This is a genomic window from Periweissella cryptocerci (assembly GCF_004358325.1).
Taxonomy (GTDB): Bacteria; Bacillota; Bacilli; order Lactobacillales; family Lactobacillaceae; genus Periweissella; species Periweissella cryptocerci.
On the sequence record NZ_CP037940.1, the window covers coordinates 1,889,657 to 1,901,773 of the forward strand.

The window sequence follows — 12,117 nt, forward strand, 5'->3', positions numbered from 1 at the left end:
AGGATAAAAAACTATGGAACACAAGATGCCAAAAGATTTTTTCTGGGGTAACTCAGTATCAAGTATGCAAACTGAAGGTGCCTGGAATGAAGGCGGTAAGAGTAAGTCAGTTTACGATGTGCGCCCAGCGACTGAAAATTCAATGGACTGGAATATCACGATTGATGAATACCACCGTTACGAAGAAGACTTTGATTTGATGAAGGAAATGAACATGAACATGTACCGTTTCCAAATCTCATGGTCACGGGTGGTAGTTGATGGTGATGGCGAATTCAACGAAGAAGGAATTGAATTCTACAGCAAACAAATTGATGCGTTGCTCGCGCGCGGGATTGAACCAATGATTTGTCTGTACCACTTTGATATGCCTCTTGCTTTGGCTGAAAAGTACAATGGTTTCTTGGATCGACATGTTGTGGATGCTTTTGTACGCTACTCAAATGAAATGGTTAAACGTTTTGGCGATCGCGTTAAGTACTGGATTACTTTTAATGAACATAACTTGTATTTCATGGATTTGGCATATAACATTGCTGGTGCTGAAAAGGCCGAAAAATCCCTTGATAACTTGTACCAAATTTTCCACCACACAATGTTAGCACACGCGCATGTGGCTAATAACATTCATGAAAATTACCCAGACTTACAAATTGGGGGGATGCTTGCGTATGCTGAAACATACCCAGCAACTTCAAAGCCAGTTGATATTTTAGCGGCCCGTAAGGTTGATGAATTTTTGAATTATAACTTGTTAGATGCGTTTGTACATGGCCGTTATTCACACGAAGTACTGACGTTTGTAAAAAACGAAGGCATCAATATGGATTATTTACCTGAAGATGACGAAGTACTAGGTAAGATGACTAGTGACTGGTTGTCATTCTCATACTACCGGACGGATACTGTTAATGCGGACTTGATTCCAGCGGGCACTGCGCCTAACCATTACTTAGACTTCGCCAATGAACATAACCGTTTCTTGGAATCTAATGAATGGAATTGGACGATTGATCCTCTTGGTCTGCGTGACATCATTTCTAAGATGTACAGTCGTTACGGCGTTCCTGTGTTCCCAATTGAAAACGGAATTGGCTGGCGTGAAGAATGGGATGGTAAGAACGAAATTCAAGACGACATTCGAATTAAATACCACCGTGATCACATCCAAGCCATGAAGGATGCAATGTTTATTGATGGTGCGCAAGTCATTGGTTACCTTGGCTGGGGTTTAATTGATATTCCAAGTTCTTCTGGTAACATGGACAAACGTTACGGTATGGTTTACGTGAACCGGACCAACGCTGATGTGATGGACCTTAAGCGCGTGCCAAAGAAGTCATTCCACTGGTTCAAGGAAGTTCTTGCTGACAATGGTGATGATTTACACTGAGGAACAATGGAACCTTAGTAATTCAATGATTAAAAAGTACAAAATTGATAATCCCGCACTAGAATAAATAATAAAAAAGCTCACAAGCTACCCCGAAAAGGTAGATTGTGAGCTTTTTAGCGTTTCAGGAATAGTTGTGACAAGACCACCACAACGGCAACAAAGCAAAAGCCCCATAAAGCGCTGGTGATTAAATTTTGCGAATTGATGTAGTTACCCAAAGTAACCACGGCACCAATAATAATGAAACGGCTGATTGCATTCATTTTCATCAGAATTACCCGACAATACTAAGGACAATTAAGCCAAGCAAAATTACGGCAATCATGACATACATCGCAAGTTCAACCAAGCGACTACCGCGATCTTGGAGCTTTTGAAGTGATTGTGGTAATTTGAGGTAGACAATTTGTTGCTTACGATCACGGGGCGCCTTCAATAGGTAATCTTCTAAGTTCGCTTGGAAAGCCTTAACTGACTTACTGTAACGGGCAACGAAGTAGAAGCTGATTACCAACATAACGATGGCGGCAGTTAAGTCAGATGCAAATTTTGCGTGGTGTAAGTGACCTAACGCTGTGTTACCCCAGTACATACCATAGGCAAAGGTAACGAAAATCAAAATCCCAAAAAGGCGTGGTTTACGTGACTGCGCCATCAAATCTTTGTTATCAATTAGGGCATTAACTTTAAATAACTTGATTCGTTTGGCGATGGTACTAGCACCACTAGCCGGATATCGACCTTGATAGAAAAATTGCCGTTTACGAGTAAAGCTGAAGAAATGGATCATCGCGACGATATAAATGATGACAAACAACGCGATGCCGACGTATAAGGGCCAAAAGCTTGAATTTAGTGACATAGGTATCTTCCTTAATATATTTGATTAGTTTAAGTTTAGCGGTTGTTAGCGAGCTGGTAAAGACTAAAAAAAGAGCCGAGACAATTTTGCCTCGGCCCCGCAGGTGATTATCTTACTTGAATGAAACCATGACACCTTGAGCAGCCTTCTTGAGGTATGCCTTGGCGATAACCTTTGGATCCTCGTCAGTTCCAGTAACGTCGAAGTGAATGTCCATACCGGCACTGTCAGTGTGCTTAAATGAAACACCATTTTCGTTGTAGCCTTCGAGGGCCTTGATGATTTGATCGTGGAAGAATGGAGCGGCTTGTACAGTTAACATAGATAATATCTCCTATTTACTAATTATAATTTATTAGACACTTAATGCTTAGGCAAATGCTAAGATTAGGCCTGCTTATGAAACTAATTATAGCTTTTTGTGTAATCGCTTTCAATAGCTTAAGGGCTTTGTTTGAAGAATGTTCACAATTGGTTGTAGTCTTCATGAAAACTTCATAATTTAATCGTAGTTTAGCTATTTACTTAATAGACAGATGTAGTATTATAAGAGTTATAGAAAGCGCTTACACGAAAGTTGAAGCTAACGACAAACTAATTTCAACTTTCGAACTTAGGACACGAATAAGTCACAAAATCTTCGTGCTTTAAGTGTTTACTTAATATACAGATAGCGTATTATAGTAAATATAGAAAGCGCTTTCATAAAAGCAATTTTTCTCATAATGGCGGTAACGTCACACAAAAATTTTATTTATACGAGGAGTGTATTATGTCTAATTGGATTAACACGAAGTTGTTGCCTCCAGTTCTTAAGTTCGTTAATACTAAAGCGATTAACGCCCTGAAGAATGGTATGGTTTACTCACTTCCATTCATCATTATCGGATCAATCTTCTTGATCCTTGCAAACTTCCCAGTCACTGCAATTTCAGACTTCTTCGCCAGCTCTGGCTTGACAGTCTACTTTAACCAAGCCTATGCTGCTTCATTTGGTATCATGGCGGTGTTCTCATCAATTGGGATTGCTTACGTTTACGTTCGTGACGAAGGACATGAAGCATTGCCTGCAGCATTGACTTCATTCGTTGCCTTCTTGATCGTGCAAAAGCTCCAAGTTGCTAACCCAGTTATCGCAGCTTCACAAGCTGACGGTGCTAAGCAACTTGCTTCAGCCCTTAAGGGTTCACCTCAAGTATTGCAAGATGCCATCAACGGCCCAGTTACTGGTGTAATTAACACCACTTGGCTTGGTGGACAAGGGATGATTGCAGCCTTGATCGTTGCCTTACTTGTTGGTTGGTCATACTCAGCAATGATTAATGCTGGTTGGAAGATTACGTTGCCAGAACAAGTTCCTGCTAACGTTGCTAACCAATTTACAGCAATGATTCCATCAGGTGTTATTATCTTTGTTGCAACTGTCATTTACGCCTTCTTTGATAAGGTACTCCACTCAAGCTTGCTCGAATGGATTTATGAAGTTGTGCAAACTCCAATCCAAGGTGTTACTGATACATTCGGTGGTGCTATCATCATCGCCTTCTTAGTACCATTCTTCTGGTTCTTCGGTGTTCACGGTGGTTTGATCATGGGTGGTATCACTGGTCCTATGTTGATTCCTAACTCATTTGCTAATGCTGAACTTTACAAGGCTGGTAAGTTGTCACTCGCAAACGGTGCTCACATCGTTACTAACGAATTCTACAACAACTTCATCAACTTGACTGGTTCAGGTATCACAATTGGTTTGTTGCTCTTCATGCTTATCGCAGCGAAGTCACAACAATTCAAGGCCCTTTCAAAGGTTGAAGCAGTTCCTACTATCTTCAATATTAACGAACCATTCTTGTTCGGTCTTCCAATTGTTATGAACCCATTCTTGGCACTTCCATTCTTCTTGACTCCAGTGGTAGTTGCTGCAACTACTTACATTGTTATTGCAACTGGTATCGTGCCTCCACTTAACGGTGTGTCAGCTCCATGGACTACTCCAGCAATCCTTTCAGGATTCCTTATCGGTGGATGGAAGATGATGATTTGGCAAACAATTACGTTGGGTATCTCAACTGCAATTTACTGGCCATTTGCTGCTAAGTACGACAAGATCTTGTTAGCTCAAGAACAAGAAGCTACTGCTGAAGCAACTGAAGCCTAAGCAGTATTATCTAAAAATTAACGATTGATAAAAGGCTTGAGCAAATTTTGCTCAAGCCTTTTATGTATCAATTCAAGGGAGCTATTTTGTCGGACATGGGGTTGAATAAAATTGGCCACTGCGTGACAGTAAATTACTTGGCGCACCACGCTGGAAGCAACCTCCCAAGCCGAAATGCGGTCTTGGGAGGTTCGGATAAGCTGGGAGCCTAAGGAATAAATTCCTAAAACTCCTCATCTTATCCTCAGCGGCGACATGTGTTACACACATATCACCCCAGTCGCGGTGTAAAGTCTGCGACCGCCAAGTAATTTACTGGCACTTCGTTAGTTAGTAATAATTCTCAAATTAGCGAAAAATGGTAACCAACCACAGGCCACAGTAGGATGAAAAAATACTGACAATAGAATCTCAGTAATTTGATGATTGAAAAGTACAGAAACGGCAATTACACACTAGAATAAATAGAACCGAAATAACAAATATAACTGGATATAGAAAGATAATTCGGAGAGGAAATAAGATGAGTTTATTATTAATGGATATTGGTGGATCATCAGTTAAGTATGGGGTTTGGAATCAAAACCAGTTAACTGCGACGGCTTCATTTGTCACACCGGCAACTTGGTCAGCCATGAAAAGTGCCATGGTTCAAGTTCAGACTGAGTTAGCACAACAATTTACATTTACTGGTGTCGCAATTAGTGCACCGGGGAATGTGAAGTACGCTGAAGGCTACATTGGTGGTCTGTCAGCGATTCCGTATTTACACAATTTTCCAATTCTTAAAGAATGGGAAGACCTTTTCAACTTACCAGTAACGATGGAAAATGATGCGAACTGTGCGGGTTTTGCTGAAATTTGGCAAGGGGACGGTCGCAATCAGGACGTGGTTTCATTTTTAGTGATTGGATCTGGGCTCGGTGGCGCTAACTTTGTGGACGGTAAATTGGTGCGCGGGGGACACGGCTACGGTGGCGAATTTGGTTTCGGGCAATTCTATGATGATCAAGATAATTGGAGTGTGCATGGTTCACCAGTCCAAATGGCTGACCGCTATAATGCGGCTAATGGTACGGCAGTTTCTGGTAAAGACATTTTTGATGCCGCTAAAAATGGCGATACAGTAGCAAAAGAGTATGTTGAAAATTTCTATCAAGCAATTGCTAAGGGGATTTTCAATATTTCCTTCATTCTTGATCCGGATATGTTTATCTTAGGTGGGACAATTACAAACAATCCAGACCTAGTTCCAAGTGTTAAAAAGCACGTTCAAGCAATGTACGATGCAATTGATATTGCGGATATGACACCTACAATTACGGTTGGTAAGTTTGGGGCTGATGCCAACTTAATTGGGGCGGCCGCAGTATTTTATGGGCATTATCCAGCATAACAAATTTTACAAAAACTAAGAAAGACCAATTATCGGAAACGGTGGTTGGTCTTTTTACTATTCACCCTTATAATTAAGCAGATAAGTAATTGATTCAGTAATCCCTACGGTGTGATATTTATGCACAAATGTGATTTAACAGAATCAAGATAAAACAGGAGATAAAAATGGAACCTGAAATTTTACAAGCCGTAATAAAAACATTAAGCTATCGACCAAAGCAAGTTGAAAACGTGCTATCAATGCTTGCTGAAGGGAACACCGTACCATTTATCGCGCGGTATCGGAAGGAACGGACACAAGACTTAGATGAAGTTCAAATCCGTGAAATCCAAGCAACGGCGAAGACAGTTACTGATTTACGGGATCGTAAGCAGACGGTTGTGAAGGCAATTACCGAGCAAGGTTTGCTAACGCCGGAATTACAAACAAAAATTGATCAAGCTAAAACGCTCCAAATTGTGGAAGATTTATACCTACCGTTTAAGCAAAAACGGCGGACTAAGGCGACTATCGCCAAGGAACAAGGTTTGGAACCATTGGCCAATTGGTTAGTGAGCTTTCCAAGTGGTTCAGTCGATGCTGAAGCGCAAAAGTATGTGAATGATGAAGTACCAGATTTGGAAGCCGTTATGAACGGCGTAAATGAAATTTTGGCCGAACGAATTGGTGAAAATGCGAGTTATCGTGAATGGGTACGTGACTTCACGTGGGTTAAGGGGATGCTGGCGGTCAGTGAAAAACCCAAAGCCAAGGAACTCGACGAACAAGGCGTGTACCAAATGTACTACGAATTTAGTAGCCGGTTGAATCAATTACAATCGCACCAAACTTTGGCAATTAATCGGGGTGAAAACGAAAAAGTTTTGAAAGCGACGATTGAAACGGATGTCGATGGCATTTTGGGACACTTACGATTTAAAGAAATTGGTAACCGGCAAGGTAAGATGGCTGATATTGTTTACGCGGCCTTAGAAGACGCCTACAAACGTTTTATTGGACCAGCGATTGAACGTGAATTGCGGGCAAAACTAACCGCAACAGCCAGTGAACAAGCTATTAATGTCTTTGGCGAAAACTTGTATCATTTGTTGATGCAAGCACCACTGAAAGGGCGGATTGTCATGGGCTTTGATCCCGGATTTCGGACGGGTTCTAAGTTAGCGGTGATTGATGAGAATGGTAAATTCTTAGCAAAACAAGTAATCTACCCACATAAGCCAGCCAGTGGTAAGCAACGCGCTGAAGCCGCGGATATTTTTAAAGATTTAATTGCCAAATATCAGGTTGAATTAGTAGCGATTGGGAACGGAACTGCTAGTCGGGAATCAGAAGAATTTGTCGCGGCTAATATTACGGCGCAAACAAGTTACGTGATTGTTAACGAAGCCGGTGCTTCAGTTTATTCAGCCAGTGATGCGGCGCGTGAAGAATTTCCGGATTTGCACGTTGAAGAACGTTCCGCGGTTTCGATTGGGCGGCGTTTGCAAGATCCATTAGCTGAATTGATTAAGATTGATCCCAAATCAGTAGGAGTGGGGCAATATCAACATGATTTACCCGCTAAGGAACTTGATGAACAGGTCGACACTGTTGTTGAAACCGCCGTTAACCAAATTGGTGTTAATTTGAATACCGCTTCACCACAGTTGTTAGCCCACATTTCTGGCTTGAATAAAACGATTGCTAATAATATCGTGAACTACCGGAACGAAAATGGTGAATTTTTGAGTCGGCCACAATTAAAAAAAGTTCCCCGTTTAGGGCCTAAGGCGTATGAACAAGCAGTGGGTTTCTTGCGCATCGTCGCGGGGAAAAATATTTTAGATAACACCGATATTCACCCAGAAAGTTACACTATCGCTAAGGAATTATTGGATAAGGCCGGTTTGAACCTCAAACAAGTCGGAACAGCAGCAACAAGCGTCCTCAGTAGTTTGAATAACCAAGCGACCGCCGACGAATTTGGGATTGGGTTATCGACGTTGGATGACATCATTCAAGGACTGTCAAAACCAGGCCGTGATGTCCGTGATGATATGCCGGGTGCCGTTTTACGCCAAGATGTCTTGCATATTGAAGACTTACAAGCCGGCATGAAATTACAAGGAACAGTGCGGAATGTCATTGATTTTGGTGCCTTTGTTGATCTTGGTGTGAAGCATGATGGACTAGTACACATCTCACGGATGGCGAAAAAGCGGATTAAGCACCCAAGTGAAATTGTGGCGGTGGGTGATATCGTGGACGTCTGGGTAGTGGACGTTGATACGAAACGTAATCGGATTGGCCTGTCGATGTTACCGTTAGAAGAAAAGTAGGTTAGCGAAAATGACTGATGAACAGTTGCAAACATTAGTTGAACAGATTTCATTGGAATTTTTCCACCAACCTTTTCAACACAAAGCGTGGTTTAATAAACGGCTGAAAACAACGGGTGGGCGGTATCAATTGCAAAGTCATAATATTGATATTAACCCGAAAATGTATACGGCATTTGATGAAGTTAATTTGATTGGGGTGGTGAAGCATGAATTGGTGCATTACCATTTACATTTGCGGGGATTACCATATCAACACAAGGATCAACAATTCAAAGTCCTACTAGCAAACGTTGGTGGTAGTCGGTTTGCCCCACAGGTACCAAGCGATGATTCAGCCCGTAAGTTACAGTTAGTGGTCGAATATCAGTGTCAGAACTGTGGCCAAACGTACGCGCGCAAACGGCATATTGATACGAAAAAATATGTTTGCGGTAAATGTAAAGGACACCTCGTTGAAATTGGTAGTAAGCGTGTTTAAGTAACCAAGCAAAAAAATTTAAAAAAGTTGTGCAAATGTATTGCCAAAGTAAAATCTATTTGGTATGATATATCTTGTCGTTGAGGCGATGAGTTATGTCATGCGATCGTGGCGGAACTGGCAGACGCGCAGGATTAAGGATCCTGTGGTAGAAATACCGTGGAGGTTCGATTCCTCTCGATCGCACTAATTGAAGTTATGAACACTTCGAAAACGTCTTGGTCACTGTGAATTCAGTGGTTAAGGCGTTTTCTTTTTGTACTTTTTCATGGCACTATTCCGTCTGACGTGGGATTGAATAAATTTGGCCACTCCATTAGTTAGAAATAATGCTCAAACTAGTGGAAAACAGTTACCAACCACAGGCCACAGTAGCGTGAAAAATACTGACAATAGAACCGCAGTAATTTAATGATTGAAATGTACAGAAACGACAATTCCACGCTAGAGGCATATAAATGAAATTATTATGATAAAGACATTGAAAAAAATAGAAAAGGGCAATAAGGACAATACCAATTCATTGACCGTGTGTTGAAACAGCATGACCGGAATTGTTGACGTTCCCGCATGCGAATGCTATGGTGAGGGCAACGCTAAACAATTATAACTAATATGTACTCAACACTAAGGGGGCAACAAATGGTTTATAAAGCAGCCGAAGAACGCTACGACAACTTACCCGCTCGTCGCATGGGTGATACGGGGATGATTTTGCCAAGTCTTTCGTTAGGTTTTTGGAAGAACATGGGGGGTGAACAACCCTTAAGCAAATCACGTGAGGTAATCTTGAATGCGTTTGATAATGGGATATTCTCATTTGATAATGCGGCTAGTTATTCGAGTGGTGCCGCAGAAGAAACTTTTGGGCATGTGTTTGAAAAAGATTTAAAAGCCCACCGTAATGAATTGGTTGTGACCACGAAAGCTGGGTTCCATGTGTGGCCAGGACCGTTTGGCGAGTTTTCTTCTAAGAAGACGTTTGTCGGAGCCCTTGATTTATCGTTGCAACGGATGCACTTAGATTACGTCGATATTTTCTACGCCCACCGTTGGGATCCACACACTAATCTGCGCGAGACTGCGGAAACCATGGATTTGATGGTACGCCAAGGTAAGGCTTTGTATGTGGGCGTCTCAAACTATACGACGGAACAGTTCAATGCAATTGCGCCAATTTTTGCAGAACTCGGGACGCCATTTGTTGGTAATCAGGTTTCATACAATATGTTGAATCGAAATGCTGAAACCACTGGTATTGTAGACGCGGTTGGTAGTCACAATAAAGGTTTAGTAGCATATGGTCCATTAGCTGAAGGTTTGCTGTCAGATCGTTATTTAGCCGGAATCCCTGCCGATATGCCAATTCATTGGTCAAGCAAGTATATCTTTGACAACGGGACAGAAAATATTCACGCCAAAATTGTCGGCCTGAACGAGATTGCCCAACAACGCGGGCAAAAGCTTTCACAAATGGCATTAGCTTGGTTGTTGAAAGATCCACGTGTTGGTTCCGTAATTATCGGGGCATCTCAAACTAAGCACTTGTTGGAAAATATCAAGATGAGTGAAAATATGGATTTCTCCAATGAAGAATTGAATTTAATCACCGAAATTTTGAATAAATAAGGTTCGGAACCTGAGAAAAATTAAATTAATAGAAAAACAGCTCATGCACTTCGTTTAATGACGAAATGCATGAGCTATTTGTGTTTTATGGTTGTATTTAGTCTAGCGTTGGATTGTCGTTTCCGAACTTTTCAATCATCGAATTACTGGGGTTCTATTGTCAGTGTTTTTTTCATGCCACTGCGTCCCATAATTGGTACCTGCTTTTTCGCTAGTTTGAGCATTATGCTCAACTAACGCAGTGGCCAATTTTATTCCATTCTCTGTCAGACTATCCTAAGTGATATTTAGTTGTTAACAGTATCAATTTTCTTTAAACCAATACCAGTGAAGCCACTGAACAATGAGAAAATTGGTGAAAGCCAACTAAAGAAAACAAATGGTAAGAACGTTAGTACTGGAACGCCAAGTGTTGTAGCGGCAAAGGCACCGGCTACACCCCAAGGAATCAAGTAGTTGATAACAGTCCCACCATCTTCAAGTACCCGACCTAAAGCAACTGGTGCTAAACCACGCTTGTCGAATTCTTCCTTAAAAGCATTCCCAGGTAAGATAACTGATAAGTATTGTTCACCAACTAAGAGGTTCATGCTAATACCTGTCAAAATCGTGCCAAGTACTAAGGTACCGTTTGATTTAAGACGTTTCGTAATTGGTACCATCACGGTTTCAATAATGCCGAGATTTAACAAAATACCGCCAAGTGAAAGAGTCAAAATAATTAAACCAACGGTGCCAAGCATGCTCGTAATACCACCCCGCGTCAGCAAGGCATCAACTTGGTGATTACCAGTGTTTGAGATGAAACCAGTTTCAATGACATTGGCAATGGTTTTGAGCCCAACGTGACCTTGGAATAAAATCATAATGGCCGTCACACTGATGTTGAGTAAAAGCGTTGGGATGGCAGGAATTTTGAGCCAGGCGCCAATTAATAAGAGCCCGATTGGCAGGATTGCCCAAGCTGAAACGCTCGCGTGGGCTTCGAGGACGTGAATTAACGTTGCCACACTGTGCAAAGATACGTGGCTTTGGGTGTGACCAATGATGGTGTAAATAATTAATGAAACGAAGAAGGCTGGAATGGTTGACCAAGATAAATTCTTGATGTGGGCGAACAATTCACCACCTGAAATAGCGGCTGCTAAGTTTGTTGAATCAGAGAGTGGTGAAGTTTTATCCCCGAAGATGGCGCCAGAGATGATGGCTCCAGCAACCATGGCAGGATTTAAACCAAGCGCAGTTCCAATACCAATGAAAACTAATCCCAATGTTGAAATAACGGTAAAGGCACTCCCGATTGCGGTTCCGACAATTGCAGTAACTAAGAAAACAGTGGGTAAGAACCATTGGACAGAAACAATTGAAAAACCAAACACCATTAATGATTGGATGATACCAGCTTGGAGCCAAACCCCAATAAGGGCACCAACGAGGATGAAGATTAACAATGGAATGATTCCTTTTTGAATACCACTAGCCATACTATCAGTAACGGTGTTCAAAGGAATTTTGCGAATTGTCGCCCACAATGTGAAAAGCGCAATGATTAGGAGGACTGGGACTTGGGGCATTAATTGTAAATGAATAATGCCTAGTGCCAAAATAACGAGCATGCCAATTAGGAGGAGGCTAGCCTCTAAGGTCGAGATTTTTTTGTTATGCATAAATAATTCCTCAGTTTCTTGTGTGATTGAATGTTAATAAAATAATTGCGGTAGTAGCGCCAAGCTATTCCGGCCGGAAATAGAAAAAAGCACCTGCGAATTTAAAAATTCACAGGTGCTTTACAAGTTTAGCGTAATAATGTTTCAACTTGTGTCCCATGAATTAGGTTAGAAACCTAAGCCATGAGCCACACAAAAAGGTGGTTA

10 protein-coding genes and 1 tRNA gene are annotated in these 12,117 nt (G+C 41.5%); 7 read left to right on the plus strand and 4 right to left on the minus strand.

The genetic code is table 11. The features are described 5' to 3' along the window. The first annotated feature begins 13 nt into the window (after positions 1 to 13). Positions 14 to 1,393: a glycoside hydrolase family 1 protein gene (locus EQG49_RS08330; RefSeq protein ID WP_133363554.1), complete on the plus strand. Its 1,380-nt coding sequence runs from the start codon at positions 14 to 16 to the stop codon at positions 1,391 to 1,393. A gap of 116 nt (positions 1,394 to 1,509) precedes the next feature. Here EQG49_RS08330 and EQG49_RS13730 read toward each other — a convergent pair whose 3' ends face one another. The 3 genes from EQG49_RS13730 to EQG49_RS08340 all read right to left on the minus strand — a co-directional run bounded on the left by EQG49_RS13730 (position 1,510) and on the right by EQG49_RS08340 (position 2,580). Further along, a complete protein-coding gene (locus EQG49_RS13730; RefSeq protein WP_165964843.1) occupies positions 1,510 to 1,665 on the minus strand; it encodes a hypothetical protein in 156 nt (51 codons plus the stop codon). Between the two features lie 5 nt (positions 1,666 to 1,670). Beyond that, a complete protein-coding gene (locus tag EQG49_RS08335; RefSeq protein WP_133363555.1) occupies positions 1,671 to 2,258 on the minus strand; it encodes a hypothetical protein in 588 nt (195 codons plus the stop codon). A 112-nt stretch (positions 2,259 to 2,370) separates the two neighbouring features. Continuing rightward, positions 2,371 to 2,580 (minus strand): hypothetical protein, encoded by a 210-nt coding sequence (locus EQG49_RS08340; protein ID WP_133363556.1) that lies wholly within the window; start codon positions 2,578 to 2,580, stop codon positions 2,371 to 2,373. Between the two features lie 450 nt (positions 2,581 to 3,030). Here EQG49_RS08340 and EQG49_RS08345 point away from each other — a divergent pair, with 450 nt between their 5' ends. The 6 genes from EQG49_RS08345 (at position 3,031) to EQG49_RS08370 (ending at position 10,243) form a co-directional block, all read left to right on the plus strand. Then, on the plus strand, positions 3,031 to 4,416 hold the full coding sequence (locus EQG49_RS08345; protein WP_133363557.1) for a PTS sugar transporter subunit IIC: 1,386 nt from the start codon (positions 3,031 to 3,033) through the stop codon (positions 4,414 to 4,416). A 523-nt stretch (positions 4,417 to 4,939) separates the two neighbouring features. After that, entirely contained in the window at positions 4,940 to 5,812 is an 873-nt protein-coding gene (locus EQG49_RS08350) for an ROK family protein (RefSeq protein WP_133363558.1), read from the plus strand. A 167-nt stretch (positions 5,813 to 5,979) separates the two neighbouring features. After that, positions 5,980 to 8,133, plus strand: a complete 2,154-nt coding sequence (locus EQG49_RS08355; protein ID WP_133363559.1) for a Tex family protein — start codon at positions 5,980 to 5,982, stop codon at positions 8,131 to 8,133. Positions 8,134 to 8,143: 10 nt separating this feature from the next. Next, entirely contained in the window at positions 8,144 to 8,614 is a 471-nt protein-coding gene (locus tag EQG49_RS08360; protein WP_133363560.1) for a SprT family protein, read from the plus strand. Between the two features lie 102 nt (positions 8,615 to 8,716). After that, positions 8,717 to 8,800 (plus strand) — tRNA-Leu (locus EQG49_RS08365). A gap of 456 nt (positions 8,801 to 9,256) precedes the next feature. Next, positions 9,257 to 10,243 carry an aldo/keto reductase gene (locus EQG49_RS08370; protein ID WP_133363561.1) on the plus strand — a complete coding sequence of 329 codons (987 nt, stop codon included), beginning with the start codon at positions 9,257 to 9,259 and terminating at the stop codon, positions 10,241 to 10,243. Between the two features lie 287 nt (positions 10,244 to 10,530). Here EQG49_RS08370 and nhaC read toward each other — a convergent pair whose 3' ends face one another. Continuing rightward, positions 10,531 to 11,910: a Na+/H+ antiporter NhaC gene (gene nhaC, locus EQG49_RS08375; RefSeq protein ID WP_133363562.1), complete on the minus strand. Its 1,380-nt coding sequence runs from the start codon at positions 11,908 to 11,910 to the stop codon at positions 10,531 to 10,533. Between the last annotated feature and the right edge of the window lie 207 nt (positions 11,911 to 12,117).

What these genes read in the sequence shown, in the direction of transcription:
- EQG49_RS08335 (WP_133363555.1), bottom strand. Translation starts at nt 2,258, where the DNA reads ATGTCACTAAATTCAAGCTTTTGGCCCTTATACGTCGGCATCGCGTTG.
- EQG49_RS08345 (WP_133363557.1), top strand. Translation starts at nt 3,031, where the DNA reads ATGTCTAATTGGATTAACACGAAGTTGTTGCCTCCAGTTCTTAAGTTC.
- EQG49_RS08355 (WP_133363559.1), top strand. Translation starts at nt 5,980, where the DNA reads ATGGAACCTGAAATTTTACAAGCCGTAATAAAAACATTAAGCTATCGA.
- EQG49_RS13730 (WP_165964843.1), bottom strand. Translation starts at nt 1,665, where the DNA reads ATGAAAATGAATGCAATCAGCCGTTTCATTATTATTGGTGCCGTGGTT.
- EQG49_RS08350 (WP_133363558.1), top strand. Translation starts at nt 4,940, where the DNA reads ATGAGTTTATTATTAATGGATATTGGTGGATCATCAGTTAAGTATGGG.
- EQG49_RS08340 (WP_133363556.1), bottom strand. Translation starts at nt 2,580, where the DNA reads ATGTTAACTGTACAAGCCGCTCCATTCTTCCACGATCAAATCATCAAG.
- EQG49_RS08360 (WP_133363560.1), top strand. Translation starts at nt 8,144, where the DNA reads ATGACTGATGAACAGTTGCAAACATTAGTTGAACAGATTTCATTGGAA.
- nhaC (WP_133363562.1), bottom strand. Translation starts at nt 11,910, where the DNA reads ATGCATAACAAAAAAATCTCGACCTTAGAGGCTAGCCTCCTCCTAATT.
- EQG49_RS08370 (WP_133363561.1), top strand. Translation starts at nt 9,257, where the DNA reads ATGGTTTATAAAGCAGCCGAAGAACGCTACGACAACTTACCCGCTCGT.
- EQG49_RS08330 (WP_133363554.1), top strand. Translation starts at nt 14, where the DNA reads ATGGAACACAAGATGCCAAAAGATTTTTTCTGGGGTAACTCAGTATCA.